The sequence below is a fragment of the Streptococcus sp. cx1 genome, assembly GCF_052384325.1.
Taxonomy (GTDB): Bacteria; Bacillota; Bacilli; order Lactobacillales; family Streptococcaceae; genus Streptococcus; species Streptococcus salivarius_G.
The window spans coordinates 755,596-776,603 of record NZ_JBQSUN010000001.1; the positions used below are offsets into that span (position 1 = coordinate 755,596).

Here is a 21,008-nt window from a genome sequence, read left to right on the forward strand (position 1 = left end):
AGTAAGACTGAAGAAAATGCAATTAAAATCCTTAAAAAGTCTTTGTAAACTGCAATAAAAGGCTCTATAATTTCTGTAGTGGGTAAAACCACCATAGGAATTATGGAGCCTATTTTGTTGTAGAAAAAAAGTCCCATAAGACCTATAATGAAAAGTGACCAAACCATCATTAGAAAGAATCTTATGGAACAATTAAATTTTATCACAAACTTACTCGTAATTAAAGACAAGAACATCAAGATTTTTGATTATTTTGATGCTGGAACACATAAAGAAGTCATCGATAAGCTAGATGATTATCCTGCACCTATGTGCCCTCGCTGCTTAGGACAAATGGCTAAATATGACTTCCAAAAAGAATCTAAAATCCCCTACCTAGAGTGTGCAGGCTATAAGATACTCATTCGATTAAGAAAACGTCGTTTCCGTTGTAAAGTCTGCGGGAAAATGGCTGTCTCAGAGACTTCCTTAGTCAAAAAGAATCACCAAATCGCGACCATCGTCAACCAGAAAATCACTCAAAAATTAATCGAGAAAGTCCCTATGACGGCTATCGCAGACAGTCTATCTGTCTCTACTTCGACAGTCATTCGTAACTGGAAACTCATTCAACAGGATAGTAGTAAACTCAGCGATAGACGTTTTTATCGCCCGACTTTTCGCTCACACTTGACCAATAAAGAGATTTTAGAAAAGCTGCTTTCATACTCTCAAGAACTTAGAAAGCACTATGACCTCTTACAGGCAGATACCTATATCATGGCGGTGATTAATAACTAACATTTGGATACTCTAACAGAGCTGAGTGAGTTGGAGAGGAAGGGCTGCTTTCTTCCCCAATGATTAATGAATCAATATAAGTATTTTTAAGAGGGATTTAAGGAAAAATTTAACTTTTACTTAAGCCTTTTTTATTTTAGGATATTATACTAGAGCCATCAAATAAAGAAAAACTCTAAGGAGAATCCTATGAAATTCAATCAAAATCAAAGATATACTCGTTGGTCTATTCGCCGTCTCAGTGTCGGTGTTGCCTCAGTTGTTGTGGCTAGTGGTTTCTTTGTCCTAGTTGGGCAACCAAGTTATGCAAGTGCCGATGTCGTCAATCCGACCCCTGCTCAAGTCGTACCAGACGCTGCTTCGGTGAGTGAAAAGAGCGACTTACCAGCTGAACTTCTCAAAGAAGCAGTCGATACAGCTCTTCCTTCAGAACAGGTAAACTCAGCACCTAAAGCAAGCTTGGATACTACAAGCTCTCCAGAAAAATCGGATGTGACTGCTGAAGACCAAGTAGTAGCACCAAAAGAAGAAGTGCAAGCAAAATCAGAATCTAAGAAAGAAACAGAAGATGTGGTTGAACCTGCGACAAATCCTGCGCCTGCCGTCTCTGGACAAGACCGTGATGCAAGTGAAGCTCAACCAGCAACCACCCCAGCTGAAGTACAAAAAGGTGTAGCCGACAACACTAAAGATACGGTTGATGTTCCAGCTACATACTTGGACAAGGCCAATTTCCCTGGTCCATTCACAGCCGGTGTTAACCAAGTCATTCCATATGAATTCTTCGCTGGTGACGGTATGTTAACTCGCCTTATCTTGAAAGCATCAGACAAGGCTCCATGGTCAGACAACGGTTCGGCTAAAAATCCTGTCCTTCCACCAGTAGAGAAATTGGGCAAAGGCCTCTACTTCTATGAAGTAGACTTGGCAGATACCCAAGGAAAATCAGATAAAGAGCTTCTTGACCTCTTGAAACAAAATGGTACTCAAAGTTATAAAGCTACTATTAAAGTGTACGGAGCTAAAGATGGCAAACCTGACTTAACAAATCTTGTAGCGACTAAAGATTTGACTGTTAATTTGAACGCTTCAACCACTCCAACTCAGATTAAAGAGTCTATTGTTAACAATGTCAAAGACATGATTGATGTTCCGGCTAGCTACCTTGATAAGGCTAAGGTTCCTGGACCTTTCTTGGCCGGAGTCAACCAAGTTATACCATACGAAGCTTTTGGTGGAGATGGGATGTTGACTCGCCTTATCTTGAAATCATCTGACAAGGCCCCTTGGTCAGACAATGGAATGGATAAAAATCCTGCTTTATTGCCACTTGAAGGCTTGGCTAAAGGCCAATATTTCTACGAAGTGGATTTGAATGGCAATACGGTTGGCAAAGATGGTCAGGCCTTGCTGGAGCAAGTTCGAGCTAACGGAACCCATACGTATCTAGCTACTGTTAAAGTCTATGGCGCTAAAGACGGCAAACCTGATTTGACCAATCTGATTGCTACTCGTCAAGTAACGATTCAGCTTCGTGGAAAAGAAATGGCGACAATACCATCTCAACAAGGTCAGATGAATACGAAGCCTTCTGAAACAGGCTCTACAGGTACGACTGAGGGTATGATGGGTACAAATCATTATATGTCAGATATGAAAGTAGATCAACCAGCTTCTAGCCCAATGGCTAATATGATGAAAAAAGATGATAAAGCGATGCTACCAAATACTGGGGAAGCTAAAACAGCTACAGCTGGCCTTGGTATCTTTGGTCTAACCTTGGCAGGGCTTGTTGGACTTTTGGGTTTGACAACCAAACGAGAAGATTAAGATTCAAATCACTTAAACATTAGAGAAAACAGTGTTATACTAAAGCAAGTGTAACACTGTTTTTATCGAAGGAGTGTCAAATGAAAAAGACAATTTTGCTGGTTGATGATGAGATAAATATTCTAGATATTCAAAACCGCTATCTTATACAGGCTGGTTATGACGGTTTAGTCGCCCATGATGGTAAAGAGGGATTAGAGCTTTTTAGAAAAAAATCTATCGACCTTATTATCACAGATATCATGATGCCCAATATGGACGGTTATGATTTTATCAGTGAAGTTCAGTATATCGCCCCGAATCAACCCTTCCTCTTTACAACTGCTAAGACAAGCGAACAGGATAAGATTTATGGATTAAGTTTGGGGGCAGATGATTTTATAGTCAAACCCTTTAGCCCACGCGAATTAGTTTTAAGAGTGAATAATATCTTGCGTCGCCTTAGCCGTGGGGGAGAGACAGAACAGATCGAGTTTGGTGACTTGGTAATCAACCATGTGACTCATGAGGTCCGCCTTGGGGAGCAACCTTTGGAATTGACAGTAAAATCCTTTGAACTTCTATGGGTATTGGCCAGCAATCCTGAGAGAGTCTTTTCAAAGACGGAACTTTACGAGAAGGTATGGCAAGAGGACTATGTGGATGATACCAATACACTCAATGTTCATATTCATGCTTTGAGGCAAAAATTGACCAAGTATACGAATTCAAATGCTCCTGCTATCAAAACTGTCTGGGGTTTGGGCTATAAGATGGAAAAACCAAAAGGTAGAAAATGAAATTAAAAAACTATATTTTAGTGGGTTATCTAGTGTCTACTATACTAACTATTTTGGTCGTTTTCTGGGCAGTCCAACGAATGTTGATTGATAAAAGTGAAGTTTACTTTCTAGTTGGAATGACCTTGATTGCTAGTTTCATTGGCGCTGCAGTGAGCATCTTTCTTTTGTCACCTGTTTTTTCCTCTCTGAAACATTTGAAAAAACAAGCTCAGAATATAGCAAGCAAGGATTTCAGCACAGAAATTGAAACCAAAGGCCCATTAGAATTTCAAGAGCTGGACCAGGCTTTTAATGACATGTCCCACAAATTGCAGGCTACCTTTCAATCACTTGATGAGAGCGAGCAAGAAAAGAGAATGATGATTGCGCAGCTCTCTCACGATATTAAAACTCCCATTACCTCCATTCAGGTTACTGTGGAGGGAATTCTAGATGGAGTGATTAAGGAAGAGGAGTGGCTCCACTACTTATCCACGATTGGTCGGCAAACTGATCGTCTAAACAAGCTAGTGGAGGAATTGGATGTTTTGACTCTTAATACACAACCTCAAGATACTGCTGATGAAGAAGTCGAAGAGATCTTTTTAGATCAGCTGTTGATTGAGTCAATGAGTGAATTCCAGCTCCAGATTGAACAAGAAGAGCGAGATGTTTACATTCAAGTGTCACCTGAGTCGGCGAAAATCAAGAGCCATTCTGACAAACTTTCTCGCATTCTGGTCAATTTGTTAAACAATGCCTTTAAATATTCAGAACCAGGAACCAGAATCGAGGTTCTTGCCCAATTAACAGAACAAGAGCTGACAATCAGTGTGAAAGACGAGGGTCAGGGGATCCTTCCTGAATATTTGGAAAAGATCTTTAAACGACTTTATCGTGTAGAAACTTCGCGTAATATGAAAACAGGTGGGCATGGCTTAGGTCTTGCGATTGCACGAGAACTAGCCTATCAGCTTGGTGGCGAAATTACAGTAGAAAGTCAGTATGGCTTAGGAAGCAAGTTTACATTCAGCCTTAGTTTGAAATAAAACCGTAAAATCCCTTTACAAATCTAGCTTTTCATGGTGCAATAGCCTTTGTGTGAAATTGCAGCAGGAAAGCATGAAGCTCGTCAACAGGTGCAGTTTATCACTATGGATATGTCTGGGGCTTATATTCCACTTGCCAAAAGGCTTTTTCCAAACGCTAAAATCGTTCTTGATCGTTTCCACATTATCCAGCACCTTAGTCGAGCCTTTTTAAAGAAAAGAATTGCGATTATGAACCAGTTTGATAAGAAGTCACTACCCTATCGAGCCTTGAAAAATCACTGGAGACTCTTTCAAAAGGACAGCCGTAAACTATCTCTCAACTCTTTTTATTCAAAGACTTTCCGTCAAACCTTTAGTCCACATGAAGTCATTGAGAAGACACTAGACTTTTCAGAAGAGCTAACCGACTCTTTTGCTTTTTCACTTTCAGGAGAAAAGAGCAGATGAGTTTTTTGAACTCATTCAAGAAAACTTAAACGTCGTCAATCATTATTTTCAAACTGTCTTTAGGACTTTTCTTAGACACAAACAATACATCAAAAACTCACTAGAAACACACTATTCAAACGCAAAACTTGAAGCGACTAATAAGTTGATCAAAGACATAAAACGCTTGGGCTTCGGTTTTAGAAACTTTATTAACTTTAGGAAGCGTGTCTTCATCACTCTGAACATAAAAAAGAGAAGACCTATCTGGTCCTCTCTAGATGTTAGCTTTTCGTCACCCACTACAGTTGACATAGAGCCTATTAAACACAAAAGTCACCCATGTGAGTTCTTGCCAGAAGCTGAAGTTAATCCTTCAACCTGGAAAACCCGCAGAGGTGACTTTTTCTATACATCTCGATTTTTCTGGCAATAATCATCAACCGATAAATATGTCTGTGAATCACCCATCGACTCCGCTATGTCCATAATCCGCGGTGGTAGTAATCCCACTCGCTGGACAAGTTCGTGATTGCTGAACAATTCCCGTGGACTGCCGGCGAAGCCAAACTTCCCGTGTTCCATAACATACACCGACTCAAACTCGGCGGCGACCCAATCCATGTCATGGGTGATGGTCACAACTTGGTGGCCCGAATCAGCCAACTGATGGAAAATTTCGGTCAACTTGCGCCGGCTTTCCCAATCAAGCGACATCATCGGCTCATCAAATAAATAAATCGCCGGATCCACTGCCAAAACTGTGGCAACGCTCAACAGCTTGCGTTCCGACAATGACAGGTCATATGGACTTTCAGCTGTTTTATCATCCAAGCCAACTCTTTTTAGAGCCGCTAAAGCCCGCCTCGTAATCGTGTCGTGGTCATCCATGACCTGCGCGACACTCCACTCCACCTCTCGTTGAACGGTCGGGTTGAAAAGCTGATCGTCAGGATTCTGAAAAGTAATCCCAACCTTCAGTAACTTTTCAACTGGTTTAAGATCATTAAAATTTTCTCCATCGATCTTAATCACACCGGTTTGTGGTGTCAGCAAGCCCGTCAACAATTTGAAGAGCGTTGATTTGCCGGCACCATTTTGGCCGACAATCGCCACCATCGGATCGGCGAAGTGTTTGTCTTCAACATCCAAACTAAAGGACCGTTCCGGATAAGTGAACGTCAGGTTGTTCAGTTCAATTGTGGACATAACGAACCTCCTTCAGATCAGCGTAATTCACCGGATACCGGCCATCAGCCAAGTGCCAATCCATTTTTTGAGCAAGTTGCTGGATTGTCGGGGCTGGAATCTGCCAGTCAGCTGCCAAATGATTAAACACCTCACCCGGCCTGCCCTGGGCTACCATTTGACCCTCGTGCAGCACCCACACAACGTCGGCGACTTCGCACAAATCGTCAATTTCACTGGTGACAATGAAGACAGTCGTCTCTTTGACTTGGGCCAGCCATTGGAAAAATTGTCGGCGGCCAAGGGGATCCATCTGACTGGTCGGATCATCCATAATCAAAACAGCCGGGTTAGCCGCAATCGCCGTGGCAATTGCCAACCGCTGGCTCTGACCACCGGAAAGGCTCTCGGGACGCAAATTCAGCTGTTCAATCAGCCCCATTTGCGTGGCAACTTCTTCAACCCGTTTTTGAATCAGTCCTTCAGCCATTCCCTGATTAATCAAGTCAAAGGCGATTTCATCGGCAACCGTGTCTGCCAACCCGCTTAGTTGGCCAGCTGGATTTTGCAGTACAACTCCATTCATGGCATTATAAACGGGCCAATTGTCGGACACTCGCTGGCCAAACATGTGCCAGTCGCCCTCAATCTCAGCAGACATAATTTTGGGAATGACCCCTGCTAGCACATGGCACAAAGTCGATTTGCCGGAGTGGCTATTCCCGATAATCCCAACCACCTGGCCGGTATGAACCTCCGCGTTAATCTGACGCAGTTGTGGTTGCTCAGTACCCGGATAACGGGTAGTCAAATTTTCAATTACAATCCGTTTATCTTCGTCCATATCTTCCACCCAATCAATAAAATTGCCAATCCAGTCAGACCAATGTGCAGCGTCCGCGACAGGCGATACACGCGTTGGGAGGTTCTGACAGTCCGGTTGAGATTATCAAAACCTCTCAGTTGGAGAGAAATCGACCGCGCCATCGATTGATCCAAGGTCTTAATCACCAATGGAATTAGAACCGGCAGGACTGACTTTAATTTCTGAATCAACGTTTTTTGCGGATTGGTTCCGCGAACTTTTTGTGCCTGCTGGATTTTCCGCATATTGCGCATCATTTCCGGTAAAATATAACACACCGACATCAGAACGTAGACGGTTTTATAAGACAATCCGGACAGTTCCAAATAGGCCGCGTTTTCTGAAATACTCGTGGTCACCATAAAAAAGCCACTGGTCAAAATAATCACCAATACTCGACAACCCAGAGTGGTGGCGTAAATCAGGCCTTCTTTGTAGAACGACACACCAAGCACAGAAAACAGCACAGTTTGATTCCGACTGTAAAATAACCCTTGGATGATCAGCATGGTGCAAATCAGAAACAGGCTGAATCCCAGCGCCTTAAAGATGGTAGAACTCAATTTGGAAAATAACAATAGCAGTGTTGCGACAAGAATTAATCCGGCCTGAAGCAATAAATTCATACTGGTAAAGCTCAACAACGTCATGTCCAAGATGAACAAGAGCTTAGTAATCGGATCGATCACCTGGTACCACTTGAGCTTGACCCGTGGCGCTCCAGAAATCAATGTTTGATCAGTCATCATTTATCACCGCTAAAGAAGTGCACCATCCGCTTCGGCAGCTGACGATAGATGAAGAATGCGAGGTAGGCCACGCAGACTTTATCCAAAATATCCAAGACAAACTCATCGGTAAATGAGGCCAGCCACACTGGTGCATGATTGGCGACCATTACCGCAAACAATGAGTCACCCCAAGCGATACCGGTCTGACCACCCCAAAAGATGACGTTGAGTGGCGTTGAAATGACAGCTGAAACGAAGGCAATAATAATAGCAGAAACAAATACTCGTCGCGCTGACGAGAACCACCCATTGGCGTGCAAAACTCCGACAGCAATCCCAATTCCGATGCTGGTAATCGCATACACGGTTGAAATTGGCGATAAGGTCAGCCCATAGATCACGTTGTTGATGAAACCACTGATGGCACCGGCAACCGGCCCAGCCAACATGCTGGCAAGAAAGGTTCCCAAAGACCCCAGCCAAACGGGCAACTTTAACCCCTCCGCCAAGGCTTTGGCAACATAGTTAATCCCCACGGCAGCGGGAATCAAAGTCATGGTGGCAGCACTTAACTTAAATTTCCACATACTGGTACGATGAATCGGTTCTGTTTTCATAATCTTCTCCTTTTGTTTTTAAAGAGCCGTGTCAGGAATGACTTTCGGACGCAACGCTCTATAGAATAGTTATTAGAACCATATAGTCACTTTACCATACCATCCGTAGTCGACATGAGTTAATATAGTAAAATTACTATTTTTAAAAGTTCATAATCTTATCATACGCTTATTTTCAAAATTGTCAAGTCTTTTCTGAAAATTCTTTAAAAAATGTTGTGAAATTTAAAATGCCTAGCTGAGCTAGACATCTTTCGACTGGGATTTTGTTTTCATTACTGTCACTAATACTTCTACGTTTTCGTAATCGACAGAAATTTAGTCCATGACATAAATTTCTCCTCGACTATATAGGGCAGCCTTTCCTGCAAGGTAAATCCTATCACCCTCTATACGACAAAGGAGGATGCCACTCCTTTCAGAGGCTTGGTAAGCCCTAAATTCTGCTTGTGCCAACTTATTAGCCCACAAAGGAATGACATGACAGTGTCCTGAGCCACAGACTGGATCTTCCTTGACTGATAATTTTGGGGCAAAACTTCGAGTCACAGTATCATACTCGCTTCCTTTTACAGTGATATTCAGGAGGAGCCCATCTAAAGCTTTTACTTTATCAAAATCTGGACTTGCATTGATGACATCATTTTCATGTGGCAAGATACAAACTAGATCTCTTCCAAGCCATGCTTCAAGTGGACGGACCCCGATTGCTTCTTCCATCTCACTTGTGACTGCAACTTGGTGCATGGAGTATGCTGGAAAATTCATCTCATAGTACTCATCTTTTTGGGTAACTAAAAGTTCCCCACTCTGTGTAGCAAAAGTTAGACTTTCAGCATTCTTTTCAAAAAATCTAAAAAGAACAAAAGCCGTTGCCAAGGTGGCATGACCGCACAAATCGATTTCTCCACCGGGAGTAAACCAACGTAATTCGTAGTGATTATCATTTTTAACCGTAAAAGCTGTCTCAGAAAGATTATTTTCTTTAGCGATATTCTGTAAGGTATCATCTGACAGCCATTTATCCAAAAGGCAAACAGCAGCCGGGTTGCCTTTAAAAACGGTATCTGTAAAAGCATCGACGATAAATTGTTGGATGGTATATTGATTCATTGATAAGTTCAGCTCCTTAAATTGTTAACCTTGTTTTAAAACTACAAGTGAGTGTAGAAAATTTAGTAAAGTATCAAATTAAATTATTTCTTGTCCATCTACACCTTACCCCTGAAACCACTCCATTCCTGGAGAACCTAGTATAATTTTGGTCAATTGTTGTGGGCTTTCTTGAGTCCCATTGATAATCCAGTCGACAATAAGTCCTGTCAAACCAGAAACATACATGGTAATAGCATAGCGCTCTGGCATTTGATAAGCTGCCACAATGACTGGTCGAGAACGTGGTGTTGACTCAATCATTCCCAAAATAAAAGAACGAATGTTGTCTGCAAAACGAAAGCTTGGATTTTTTGCAATTTCAACAAAAAAAGCACTGTTCTCTTGAAAATGAGACAAGATGGATTGCAACGCTTCTTTGGGATGAAAGGTTTCTTTCCTTAAAATCATACGAACCGTCGTCAAGGTTTCTTCCTTTAACTGCTCTAAAAAATCCTGTTTATCTAGGTAGTGCAGATAAAATGTCGAGCGGTTAACACCCGCTTTTTTAGTTAACTGACTAATCGTAATATCCTCTAAACTTGTTGTAGCCAAAAGCTGAATGAAGGCTTCTTTAATATCTGACTTAGTTGTCGTTTGTCTCTGCTGCATACAAACCCCTTGTTTCTACATATTGTTGATTAAAGTATATCTTGATTTTTGTAATTGTCAACCATCATCAAGGATTTTCATTTATTAATACCATTTTCGTATCCTTATTTCAACACATTGTTGTTTTTTGTTGTAGCAATCGTATAAAAAAAAACATAAAATAACCTTCGTAATTATTCAACAGGTTGTCGTTTTAGCAGCTGATAATTTTTAAAGGAGACAAATACACATGGCTTATATTGAAATGAAACATAGTTACAAACGTTATAAAACAGGTGATGTGGAAATCATCGCAAACAATGATATCACATTCGAGATTGAAAAAGGGGAGTTAGTGATTATACTCGGTTCTTCAGGCGCAGGAAAATCAACTGTTCTCAATATTCTTGGTGGTATGGATACCAACGATGAAGGAAAAGTCATTATCGATGGGAAAGACATCTCCAATTATAATGCGAAACAATTAACAGCTTATCGCAGAAACGATGTCGGATTCGTCTTTCAATTCTATAACTTGGTCTCAAACTTAACGGCCAAAGAAAATGTAGAGTTGGCTTCTGAAATTGTCGCGGATGCTAAAGATGCGGAACAAACTTTGATTGATGTTGGTCTAGGAAAACGCATCAACAACTTTCCTGCACAATTGTCTGGTGGTGAACAACAACGAGTAGCTATTGCTCGCGCCGTCGCAAAAAATCCTAAAATTCTCCTCTGTGACGAACCTACAGGAGCCCTGGATTACAATACTGGAAAACAGGTCTTGAAGATTCTCCAAGATAAGGCTCGCAATGAAGGAGCTACTGTTATTATTGTCACTCACAATGGGGCGCTTGCACCGATTGCAGATCGTGTGATTCGTATGCATGATGCGCGTGTTCAAAGTATTGAACTCAATGCAACTCCACAAGATATTGATAGCCTCGAGTACTAGAAAGGATGTCTCATGAATCGTAAAACTTATTGGAAAGATGTCAGAAAGTCTTTCTCTAGTTCTAAAGGACGGGTGGTTTCTATTGCTTCACTTATGGCCTTGGGTTCTTTCGCTCTTGTGGGTCTAAAGGTGACGACACCTGATATGCAACACACGGGAACAAGCTATTTTACTAAACACCAAACAGCTGACCTCACAGTTACTGGTAGCTATGGACTGAACCAGTCAGATCAAGACCTCTTAAATCAAGTCTCATCAGAGGCAAACATTGAGTACGGTTACTTTAAAGATGAAGTTCTGAAAGATTCCACTGATGCCTTTCGATTATTTTCAAAACCAAAAGATATCTCAACTTATGAGGTTGTAAAAGGAAAACTTCCAAGTAAGCAAGGTGAAATTGCTCTTTCTTCAGTCTATCAAGACAAATATAAAATTGGTGACAAGATCTCGTTTTCTGAAAAAGAAGGTGACAATGGTAAGGATGTCTTAAAAGAACACACCTTTACCATCACTGGCTTTGTTCAGTCATCTGAAATCTTATCAAGTGTTGATCTCGGTTCATCGACAGCTGGTAGTGGGGAACTCAAAGGTTATGCGGTTGTTCCTGAATCTAGTTTTGATTCCGATGTCTACATGATTGCACGCTTAGCTTACAAAGACGTCCGTACTGTTAACCCCTATACCCAGGATTACACTGACAAGGTTTCCAAACACGAGGATGAGCTCGAAAAATTAGTGAAAGATCAGCCTGCTAACCGTTTGAAAGAATTAAAAGCTGATCCACAGGCTGAGATTGACCAACAAACAAGTCAACTTCAAACGGCAGAGACTGAACTTAACAAGAAACTAGAACAAGCAAAAGCGAGCGGTCAGGATAAGAATCCTCTTGTCCAGGGACAATTGACACAAGCACAAGATGAAATCGCTGAAAAGAAGGAGCAAATAAAGGAAGCTCAAGAAAAACTCGATAGCATTGCTGAACCAAGCTACGATGTCTACACACGTCGTGAAGCTCGTTGGTCAGAAGGGTACGTTTCATATGAGACCAACGCTTCTGTTTTTCAGAACCTCAGTAATATCTTCCCTGTTATCCTCTACTTTATTGCTGCCTTGGTTACCTTTGTAACAATGGGACGCTTCGTCGAAGAAGAACGGATTAAGGCAGGGACATTCAAAGCTCTCGGTTACCAAAACAAGGACATCATCCGTAAATTTATTATTTATGGATTTGTGACAAGTATGATTGGTACTGCTATTGGGGTTGCTGCAGGTCACATTCTCCTTCCAACTATCATATACAATAGTTATAAAGAGCGAATCCTCCTCGCACCGATTGAGTTACACTTTTATCCGTTTAAGACTCTTCTAGCTATTGTACTTGGTCTTTTGTCCACAGTTCTTCCTGCTTTCATGGTAGCCAAGCGCGAATTAGGAGAAAAGCCAGCCCAACTTCTTCTTCCAAAACCTCCAACATCTGGTTCTAAGATTCTTCTGGAGCGCATCACCCCACTTTGGAACCGGATGAACTTTACACAAAAAGTCACTGCCCGTAATATTTTCCGCTACAAGCAACGGATGTTCATGACTATTTTTGGTGTCTGCGGTTCCATCGCACTTCTCTTTGCTGGACTCGGTATTCGTTCTTCTATTGGAGACCTTAACACACGCCAATTCCCTAACATCATTCGCTATGATATGATTGTCGCAAACAAGGATCATCTGGATGAGCAGGAAAAGGAAAATATCCAAAAATTAATTAACGATAGCAAGGTCAAGGAACATCTTTCTATTCATTACGAAATGCTTTCAAAAGAGGCAGGAACTAATAACGATCATCAAGATATCACAACCCTTGTGGTCAAAGACAAGGATCAAGAAACTCTACAACATTACATCAAGCTCAATAATCGTGAAACTGGTCAAAAACTCGAATTGACCGACAAAGGGATTATTATTTCTGAGAAATTGGCAGACCTAGCTGGCGTTTCTGTAGGAGATGAGTTAACCGTTCAAAATAGTCAAGACAAGGATATCAAACTCAAAGTTGCTGGTATTTCTGAAATGTATATGGGCCACTTCATCTTTATGAATGAAACTACTTACAGAAATGCTTTTGGTAAAGAGGCGAGCCAAAACGCTACTATTCTAACACTGAAGAATCACTCAGACAAAAACGTTGAGCAAACAGCCAGTCAATTTATGGAGCTTGATGGTGTCAAAGGGGTTGTTCAAAATACTACTCTAAAGGCACAAATCAAGACCATCGTCAACTCCCTTAGCCGTGTTATGGCAGTATTGATTGGGATTTCTGTTCTTCTTGCTTTAGTTGTTCTCTTTAATTTGACAAATATCAATGTGGCAGAACGTATCCGTGAGTTATCAACCATTAAGGTTCTAGGCTTCTTTAATAGAGAAGTGACACTCTACATCTATCGAGAAACCATTTATCTCTCTATCATTGGTATCTTGGTTGGATTCGGACTTGGTTGGGGATTGCATCAATACATGGTAGAGGTTATCCCTCCTGAAAATATTATGTTCAATCCAGGTCTGAGCTGGCTCATCTATGCCATTCCAACACTTGTTGTCATTATCATTCTGACAGGTCTCGGTATCTTTGTGAACCAACACCTTAAGAAAGTCAATATGCTCGAAGCCCTAAAATCTGTTGAGTAACATACGATCTAAGCTAATAAGTAGAGCTAAAGTACAAGGATAACTTCCTTATTCTAGACAAACGTCATTTTGGGCGTTTGTCTTTTTTATTTTTTAAATGATTTACTTTATCATCTGGTATTTCCATCCAAAAATCTGATTTTAAGTAAAATAAAAAGGGATATTCGCTATTCATTTCACCAATCTTTTGATATTTAACAAGGAGGCACATACTTTTGGATGACTCTTATACTCCAGTCATCTATGTCATGTAAATACAATAGTCCAGATAACGGCATGATGGAATCCTTCTTTGGCATTCTGAAGTCTGAGATGTTTTATGGTCATGAGAAGACGTTTAAGTCAATTGAGCATTTGGAACAAGCTATTGTAGACTATATTAATTATTACAACAACAAACGCATTAAGATAAAACTAAAAGGACTTAGTCCTGTGCAATACAGAACTAAATCCTTTGCTTAAATAAATTGTCTAACTTTAGGTTAGTACAAAATCCGTTTCTTTTGTGGAGTCAAAGGACTACTGTCCTAGGCTCTTTTTATCGTAACCAACTTTCGTCTAACTGGCCTTTACTTTTGCCAAAAGCTTTCCCATGTTCATCAATGACAGCATGAATCTCTTGGCATTGTTTAAGAGTGAGGCCTTCCAAAACGTTACCATAAACAGCGTGCATGTCATTATAAGTATCAAAGTTTCCAAATCCTAAGCGTCGAAAGAGTCTTCTCGCATATTCATCAGAAATAAAAACTGGACGATCAAAAAGATAAAGTAAAAGTGCATCTGCAGTCTCTGGTCCAATCCCTTTTAACTCCAAAAGTTGCTTCCGTAACTCTTCTGTTCCAATCTTGGACAGAACCTCAAAACCACCAACTTCTCTTAACCAGATCAGAAGTCCCCTAATCGTTTGAGATTTTTGCTTAAAAAATCCAGCAGGTCGAATACGTTCCTGTAACTCTTCTAGCGGTAAAGCCAGGATTTTCTCTACTGTCATGACATCCATAAGACCAGCTAAAGCCAACTTAGCATTCTTCTCTGTTGTTCGCTGGATCAGAATGGTCGATACCAAGTCTTCAATCTTATTATCCGATTGCCACCAATTTTGTTCTCCATAGTGCTCACAGAGTCGCAGAAGAGTTTCTTGTATTTTTTCTTGCTTGATCATTTCTTCAATAATCCCTGTTTGACCAAAAAGTCACGCGCTACTTGAGCAGCAGGTTTTCCTTCTACTCCCACTTGGTAGTTCATTTGGCTCATTTGGCTCTCTGTGATTTTACCAGTCAACTTGTTCAGAATGCCTTCCAATTCTGGATGTTTCTTAAGAAGAGCTTCTTTCATGAGGGGTGCTCCTTGGTAAGGTGGGAAGAGGTGTTGGTCATCCTCTAGAACAACTAAATTATATTGAGCAATTTCTGGGTCTGTTGAATAGGCATCTGTTATTTGAATATTGCCTTGTTGGATTGCCTCATAGCGAAGTGCCGGCTCCATGGTAGCCACATTAAGATTTAGTCCATAAACTGATTGAAGTCCTTTGTTTCCGTCCTCACGGTCGTTAAATTCCAACGTGAAACCAGCTTTGAGCTTGTCCTGAACTTTCTTGAGATCAGAAATCGTCTTCAGATTATACTCTTTCGCAATACTTTTCGGAACAGCAATCGCATAGGTGTTTTGATAAGCCATCGGTTTGAGTAAAGCTAGATTATCTTGTTTCTTTATACCATCACGCGCAACCTCGAAAACTTCTTTGGAGTCGTTACTGACTTTAGGAGCTGGTTGCAAGAGAGAGCTTGTAATGGTCCCTGTAAATTCTGGATAGATATCGATATCACCCTTTTTAAGCGCTTGATAAAGGAAATCTGTCTTCCCAAAGTTAGGCTTAACCGTCACCGTCATGTCACTATTTTCCTCAATGAGAAGCTTGTACATATTCATGAGAATCTCTGGCTCAGGTCCCAATTTACCAGCTATGACTAGATTTTCTTTCTCTTTCTGAGGCATCATGCTTTGTGCGTAACTTGCTCCCAAACCAAGCACCATGATAGCGAAAGCTGCAAAAATCGTGCGTAACTTGGCCTTTTCCATCCATTTTAGAACAATATTGAATAAAATAGCAAGAAGCGCTGAAGAAATGGCCCCAATCAGAATCAAGCTATAATTTCTTCGATCAATACCTAGAAGGATAAAGGAACCAAGTCCTCCAGCCCCAATCAAGGCTGCCAAGGTCGCTGTCCCTATAATCATTACCGCAGATGTTCTTACCCCTGACATCACCACAGGCATAGCCAGTGGAATCTCAAACTTCTTAAGGCGCTCCCACTTGGTCATCCCAAAGGCAATCCCAGCTTCTTCTAAACTAGGGTCAATCCCACGCAATCCTGTAATAGTATTTTGCAAAATTGGGAATATCGCATAAATGACTAGAGCTGTTAAAGCAGGAAGCGTTCCAATTCCCATAATAGGGATAAAGAGTCCTAGAAGGGCCATGGAAGGGATGGTTTGAAAGACACCAGCGAGTTGCAAGACCCAGTTACTGGCACGTTCGCGCGTGCTAAGATAAATGGCCAAAGGAATTGAGAGGAAAATGGCAATAATTAAGGTCAAAAGGGACAATTGTAAGTGCTGTCCGAGGGCCGTTAACCAGTCCCCAAAACGTTCTTGAAAAGTTGAAATCAAATTAGACATGAAGGCTACCTCCAAACAAGTTTGCTACAAAGTCTGTCGCAGGCGCTTCTAAAATTGTTTCAGGTTCTGCGACCTGACGAATTTCTCCATCCTGCAAAACTGCAATTCGATCCCCTAATTTTAAGGCCTCATCCGTATCATGTGTTACGAAGATGGTCGTCATGCCGAATTCTTTATGTAAGGCCTTTGTCAATTCTTGCAACTGCTTGCGAGAGATGGCATCCAAGGCTGAAAAAGGTTCGTCCATCAATAGAATCTTTGGTTCCCCAATGATAGCTCTCACAATGCCAATCCGTTGTTGCTCTCCACCAGATAATTCACTAGGCATGCGATTTGCATACTCTGCAGCAGGCAGGCCAACCTTGTTCAAGAGTTCCTCTGTTTTAGAAGCGATTTGCTCCTTGCTCCAGCCCTTCATCTCAGGAATGAGAGCAATATTTTCCGCAACTGTCAGGTTAGGAAATAGGGCAATGGCTTGAAGGACATAGCCGGTGTTGAGACGTAACTCCCGTTCATCATAGTCCTTGATGCGTTTCCCATCCATATAGATATTGCCATCTGTCGGCTCCAAAAGACGGTTAATCATCTTAATCATGGTGGTCTTACCAGATCCTGAAGGTCCCACAAGAACCATAAATTCTCCATTTTCAATACGGAGATTGACATCTTTTAAAATGTCCTTTTCCGTGTAGCGCAAGGCTACATGTTTGTAATCAATCATTTAATCTTCCTCATTTTTTACGATCACTTTACCAAAAGAATGGCTTCCTTCTAGATAAGCATGCGCTTCCTGAATTTGGTCAATCTGATAAACTTTTTCAGGCTGTACATCCACACGATACTGCTCGACAAAATCTACCAAAGCCTGGAGCTTGTCATGAGACACATTGCCAGAAGCAAAGGTCGTCAAGTAGAGATTGCGAGAGAGCATCTCGATCGGATCAAAGTCTGGAACAGTCCACTGACCACCCAGTAGCCCACAAGAACAGATAATCCCACCTTCTGCTGTCCGCGCAAAAGTATCGAGAATAGCGCTTGGACCAACAAGATCCAAAACCTTATCGAACTGCTCTTTCGTGTGCAAGACACCATCCTTCTCCAAAATCACCTGATCAAATCCGACCGCTTTCAGTCGTTCTTCCTTAGCTAAATTTCGGCTAGTTCCTGCCAGATGAATCTCAGGAAATTTCCCTTTCAGCAGTTTAGCAAAGGCAATTCCTACACCACTGGTTGCCCCGCGAACTAACACGCTATCGTTCTCCTCAATCTTAAGGTTAAGAAAAGAGCCAAAAGCAGTGTAATAGGTTTCCGGAAGGGCGATCAAACTTTCCAAATCAAGTTCTGTCTTGATTGGATAAATTTGCTCATTTGGGAGCAGGGTATACTCTGCATAGCCTCCATCAAAGGCTCGCTCCATCTCCCCCATAATGGAAATGATTTGCTGGCCAATCTTCAAATCTGGTCGTGTCGTTTCTTCCACAAGACCGACACACTCAATCCCTAACACACGAGGAAATTTCACAGATGGTGACTCTCCCTTACGGGTAAAAATTTCACTGTGATTGATACCGAATCCTTGTATTTTAACCAGGTTCCAACCTGCCTTCAGGACTGGTTTTGGTCGTTCGACAACTTCTAATACCTCTGGTCCACCTGGAGTGCTCACAACAACTGCTTTCATTACTACCCCCTCAATCTATACACAGAACGTCATGCTTCTTCGACATTTCTATTGCGATAAACTAGATTTTAAAACTTCTTCCAAACTCATAGCTGGACGTCCTAAGACTTTTTCGACATCTGTTGAAACCCCAGCTTGTTCCCCAACTTTGATAGCTGTATAGGTACTGACCCAAGCATCGTACTCCCAGTTTTGTGGTGGCCATTTTTTCCGTGACTCATAGGCCTCTTCTACCGATTCGTCTACATACGTGATGGCATTACCGGTCTCTTTTGAGAGAAGCTCTACGATTTCTTCCATAGAAAGATCCTCTGGTCCTGTTAGATTCAAGGTTTGATTTTCCCATTCCTTAGGGTTTAAGAGAATCTCTGCTGCGACCCTAGAAGTGTCCTTACGGGCAACAGCTGACACACGGCCCCTGCCAGCCGGACCACGAATTTCTCCATTTTCAAGAGCAATATCAATAAAGAAGTCCAAGTAAAAATTATCTCTCAAAAATGTATAGGTGAATCCTAACTCCTTGATATAGGCTTCTGTCTGGGCATGATCACGAGACAAGGTAAAAGTTGCTTTTTCATCTGCTCCGTAAAAGGAGGTATAGACGATATACTGCACTCCAGCAAGCTTTGCGGCATCTAAAAAACTCTTGTGTTCCTCAACACGCTCTGGATTTTCCCGAGCAGAGACCATCAATAAGACATCGATTCCCTTTAAGGCCTCAACCACCTCTGGAGTATTGGCATACACCATCTTACGAATTTCCGCTGACGCGTAGACTTTTGCACGCTCTGGGCTTCTTGCCAGATGGATAGAAGAAATTCCTTGCTGATCGACAAGATCAGCCACATAAGAGCCTAATTTCCCTGTTACACCTGTTATTCCAATCATAACTGTTACTTCCTTTCCCTACATATCATTTTCTTTAGCTTTTAAATTTGTGATAATACGCTCTTGATAGGCTTCAAATTCTCGGATTTCTTGATCAGAAAAGCCTTGGTAGAAAATCTCTCCCAGTTCTTTGCTAACACGGTCTCCAATTTCTTTTTGCGCCCAACCGAGATCGGTCAAAACGACAAACTTCTTGCGCTTGTCTTGGTCACTCTGTTTAATCGTAACCAAGCCCTGGTCCACTAATTTCTTAATCATACTGGTCAGTGTATTGTTAGCTAATCCTGAAGCGAGGGCGATATCTGTCGCAGTTGCTCGACCATCTTCTTTTTGCCAAAGCACTGTTAAGATTTTTCCTTGTTCACTACGGTATTTGGCATCTGGTTCCTTGCTCAAGAGTTTTTGAAAAAGTCGCCCGTTCAATAAGCGTATCTGTAGAGCTTGGTAGCCCCCTAACATCTTGTCCATTTTGTCTCCTTTTTGTTCTATATCGAAATATTAAAGCTATTGTATCACTGTTTGTTACATCCGTCAACTGTTTCTATATAGAAACATTTTTTTTAATAATGTTTGATAAATCGTATAATCAAAATTTTTAAAAACATTGAATACAACTGTCATATCAGGGTGTTTTTTCTGAAACTGTAGAACCGTCTCTATCGCAATCTTAGCTGCCTCTTCATTTGGAAAACGAAATTCTCCTGTTGAGATACAACAAAAGGCCAAGCTTCTCAGACCTTTTTCATAAGCTAAGTTCAAACACTCTTCGTACGAAGAGGCCAACTGTTGTCTTTCCAAATCTGTCACTTCGTCATAGATAATAGGCCCAACTGTGTGAAGGACATAGCGGGAAGGTAGGTTATAGGCCTTGGTCATCTTTGCCTGACCCGTAGTTTCATCCTCTCCTTGCTCCTGCATGAGCTCCTGACAGGCTAAACGTAGTTCAACCCCCGCAGCTGTGTGAATGGCATTGTCAATACAAGAATGATTAGGTACAAAACAGCCTAAAAGCTTGCTGTTGGCCGCATTGACAATGGCATCGACTGCCAGGCGAGTGATATCGCCTTGCCACAGGTAGAGATTGGGCAGAATGGGAGTCAAGTCTTTCAAGTCTACAACTCCTTTTTCTACTAGTTTTTCTTGTAAATAACGGTCTTGTTGGTAGAGAAAGTCGGCTGTCATTGGTGCCGGATAGCGGACATTTTGAAGAGCCCGATATAACACTTCTTGCTCCTCTACCTTTTCAGGAATCTCTAGCTCTGTCAATCCTTGCTCGCTTTTTAAAACATCAATCAAATATTCTAGTCTGCTAGCCATTGTTGGAGTACCTCCCTCATATCATCGTTTATAGAAATTGTCTTTTCCTTTGAAGCAGCAAAACATTCAAGATAATCACGATTGAGGCGAATCAAATGGGCCTTTGGAAATACTGCTGTCATTTTCTCAAAAGGATAGCGAATGATGGACGGCGTATTGTATCCGACACCCAATTCCAAGAAGACAACCTTTTGATTTTCCATCCCTTCTAAAAATCCTAGATAAGCTTCATAAGAAGCCTCCCAAGTCTCATCTTGGACAAAAGCCTGGTCTACACGTAAATGCATGGTCATTGGCGCCCCACAATGAGGACAATACGGTATCAAGTCAGTTGGAATTTTCAAGTCCTTGATTTCTTTTAGCATCTCCATGACAGCTCCTCTATTATCAAAGACTTTCTGACGACAAGGGACGGAGCACTGCCATTCTCCGTAGTTGCCCTGCACTTCAAAGAAACGCTCCTGAGAAAATCCTGTCTTCATAAACTGCCCATCTACATTGGTCGTAATCACAAAATAATCCTTGTCCTTAACCAAGTCGAAAAGATCTCTATAAAGCAAAAGTCCCTCTGGCTGGTAACGATTATGATAGATATGCTTAGCCCAATAACCCCAGCGCTCCTCAGCGGTCTCAAAAGGATAAAATGCTGCAGAATACATATCCTGCATGCCATAACGAACAATATAATCTTTAAAGAAAACCTCAAAACGTGAGCCTGAGTAGGTTAAACCAGCCGCTGCAGATAAGCCAGCTCCCGCTCCGATCACAATTTTATCTGCTTCTTCAATGATTTTCTTTGCATCTTGAATCTTTGTCATCTTA

The 21,008-nt window shown here is 41.5% G+C and carries 19 protein-coding genes and 3 pseudogenes; 8 read left to right on the top strand and 14 right to left on the bottom strand.

Features of this window, described 5'->3' with window-relative positions; genetic code table 11:
- Nucleotides 1-183 precede the first annotated feature (183 nt).
- The 5 genes and pseudogenes from ACT170_RS03515 to ACT170_RS03535 all read left to right on the top strand — a co-directional run.
- Nucleotides 184-744 (top strand): annotated as a pseudogene (locus ACT170_RS03515) (transposase family protein); the annotation flags it as partial.
- A gap of 225 nt (nucleotides 745-969) precedes the next feature.
- Nucleotides 970-2,610 carry an SSURE domain-containing protein gene (locus ACT170_RS03520; RefSeq protein WP_037611629.1) on the top strand — a complete coding sequence of 547 codons (1,641 nt, stop codon included), beginning with the start codon at nucleotides 970-972 and terminating at the stop codon, nucleotides 2,608-2,610.
- A gap of 80 nt (nucleotides 2,611-2,690) precedes the next feature.
- A complete protein-coding gene (locus ACT170_RS03525; protein ID WP_444818038.1) occupies nucleotides 2,691-3,389 on the top strand; it encodes a response regulator transcription factor in 699 nt (232 codons plus the stop codon).
- Nucleotides 3,386-4,420 (top strand): sensor histidine kinase, encoded by a 1,035-nt coding sequence (locus ACT170_RS03530; protein ID WP_002884854.1) that lies wholly within the window; start codon nucleotides 3,386-3,388, stop codon nucleotides 4,418-4,420. The genes ACT170_RS03525 and ACT170_RS03530 overlap by 4 nt, the downstream gene beginning before the upstream one ends.
- 75 nt (nucleotides 4,421-4,495) lie before the next feature.
- Nucleotides 4,496-5,130 (top strand): annotated as a pseudogene (locus ACT170_RS03535) (transposase); the annotation flags it as partial.
- 127 nt (nucleotides 5,131-5,257) lie between these two features.
- Here the strand turns inward: ACT170_RS03535 and ACT170_RS03540 are convergent.
- From ACT170_RS03540 to ACT170_RS03565, 6 genes are all read right to left on the bottom strand, one after another.
- Complete coding sequence (locus ACT170_RS03540; RefSeq protein ID WP_247916075.1) at nucleotides 5,258-6,058, bottom strand: energy-coupling factor ABC transporter ATP-binding protein; 801 nt, start codon at nucleotides 6,056-6,058, stop codon at nucleotides 5,258-5,260.
- Nucleotides 6,045-6,881 carry an ABC transporter ATP-binding protein gene (locus ACT170_RS03545; protein ID WP_022496220.1) on the bottom strand — a complete coding sequence of 279 codons (837 nt, stop codon included), beginning with the start codon at nucleotides 6,879-6,881 and terminating at the stop codon, nucleotides 6,045-6,047. Before ACT170_RS03545 ends, ACT170_RS03540 begins: the two co-directional genes overlap by 14 nt.
- Entirely contained in the window at nucleotides 6,857-7,648 is a 792-nt protein-coding gene (locus ACT170_RS03550; RefSeq protein ID WP_173014509.1) for an energy-coupling factor transporter transmembrane component T, read from the bottom strand. The genes ACT170_RS03545 and ACT170_RS03550 overlap by 25 nt, the downstream gene beginning before the upstream one ends.
- Nucleotides 7,648-8,250 (bottom strand): membrane protein, encoded by a 603-nt coding sequence (locus ACT170_RS03555; protein WP_002884905.1) that lies wholly within the window; start codon nucleotides 8,248-8,250, stop codon nucleotides 7,648-7,650. Before ACT170_RS03555 ends, ACT170_RS03550 begins: the two co-directional genes overlap by 1 nt.
- Before the next feature lie 318 nt (nucleotides 8,251-8,568).
- Nucleotides 8,569-9,363, bottom strand: coding sequence for a PhzF family phenazine biosynthesis protein (locus ACT170_RS03560; RefSeq protein WP_201036307.1), 795 nt, complete (start codon nucleotides 9,361-9,363; stop codon nucleotides 8,569-8,571).
- A gap of 105 nt (nucleotides 9,364-9,468) precedes the next feature.
- A complete protein-coding gene (locus ACT170_RS03565) occupies nucleotides 9,469-10,014 on the bottom strand; it encodes a TetR/AcrR family transcriptional regulator (protein ID WP_201036308.1) in 546 nt (181 codons plus the stop codon).
- Nucleotides 10,015-10,243: 229 nt separating this feature from the next.
- Here ACT170_RS03565 and ACT170_RS03570 point away from each other — a divergent pair, with 229 nt between their 5' ends.
- From ACT170_RS03570 to ACT170_RS03580, 3 genes and pseudogenes are all read left to right on the top strand, one after another.
- Complete coding sequence (locus ACT170_RS03570) at nucleotides 10,244-10,945, top strand: ABC transporter ATP-binding protein (protein WP_038676094.1); 702 nt, start codon at nucleotides 10,244-10,246, stop codon at nucleotides 10,943-10,945.
- Nucleotides 10,946-10,957: 12 nt separating this feature from the next.
- Nucleotides 10,958-13,621 (top strand): FtsX-like permease family protein, encoded by a 2,664-nt coding sequence (locus ACT170_RS03575; protein ID WP_444818039.1) that lies wholly within the window; start codon nucleotides 10,958-10,960, stop codon nucleotides 13,619-13,621.
- A gap of 231 nt (nucleotides 13,622-13,852) precedes the next feature.
- A pseudogene (locus tag ACT170_RS03580) lies at nucleotides 13,853-14,083 on the top strand (IS3 family transposase); the annotation flags it as partial.
- A 76-nt stretch (nucleotides 14,084-14,159) separates the two neighbouring features.
- Here the strand turns inward: ACT170_RS03580 and ACT170_RS03585 are convergent.
- From ACT170_RS03585 to ACT170_RS03620, 8 genes are all read right to left on the bottom strand, one after another.
- Nucleotides 14,160-14,783, bottom strand: a complete 624-nt coding sequence (locus ACT170_RS03585) for an endonuclease III domain-containing protein (RefSeq protein WP_129852249.1) — start codon at nucleotides 14,781-14,783, stop codon at nucleotides 14,160-14,162.
- Nucleotides 14,780-16,300, bottom strand: a complete 1,521-nt coding sequence (locus ACT170_RS03590; RefSeq protein WP_410537164.1) for an ABC transporter permease/substrate-binding protein — start codon at nucleotides 16,298-16,300, stop codon at nucleotides 14,780-14,782. The genes ACT170_RS03585 and ACT170_RS03590 overlap by 4 nt, the downstream gene beginning before the upstream one ends.
- Nucleotides 16,293-17,021: an ATP-binding cassette domain-containing protein gene (locus tag ACT170_RS03595; RefSeq protein WP_444818040.1), complete on the bottom strand. Its 729-nt coding sequence runs from the start codon at nucleotides 17,019-17,021 to the stop codon at nucleotides 16,293-16,295. Before ACT170_RS03595 ends, ACT170_RS03590 begins: the two co-directional genes overlap by 8 nt.
- On the bottom strand, nucleotides 17,022-17,981 hold the full coding sequence (locus tag ACT170_RS03600; RefSeq protein WP_270615139.1) for a zinc-binding dehydrogenase: 960 nt from the start codon (nucleotides 17,979-17,981) through the stop codon (nucleotides 17,022-17,024).
- 48 nt (nucleotides 17,982-18,029) lie between these two features.
- The gene (locus ACT170_RS03605) at nucleotides 18,030-18,869 is read right to left on the bottom strand and encodes an SDR family oxidoreductase (RefSeq protein WP_410537160.1); all 840 of its coding nucleotides are present in this window, start codon (nucleotides 18,867-18,869) and stop codon (nucleotides 18,030-18,032) included.
- Nucleotides 18,870-18,887: 18 nt separating this feature from the next.
- On the bottom strand, nucleotides 18,888-19,337 hold the full coding sequence (locus tag ACT170_RS03610) for a MarR family winged helix-turn-helix transcriptional regulator (protein WP_201036315.1): 450 nt from the start codon (nucleotides 19,335-19,337) through the stop codon (nucleotides 18,888-18,890).
- Between the two features lie 63 nt (nucleotides 19,338-19,400).
- On the bottom strand, nucleotides 19,401-20,186 hold the full coding sequence (locus tag ACT170_RS03615; protein WP_270615137.1) for a protein-ADP-ribose hydrolase: 786 nt from the start codon (nucleotides 20,184-20,186) through the stop codon (nucleotides 19,401-19,403).
- Complete coding sequence (locus ACT170_RS03620; protein ID WP_270615136.1) at nucleotides 20,171-21,004, bottom strand: SIR2 family NAD-dependent protein deacylase; 834 nt, start codon at nucleotides 21,002-21,004, stop codon at nucleotides 20,171-20,173. Before ACT170_RS03620 ends, ACT170_RS03615 begins: the two co-directional genes overlap by 16 nt.
- Between the last annotated feature and the right edge of the window lie 4 nt (nucleotides 21,005-21,008).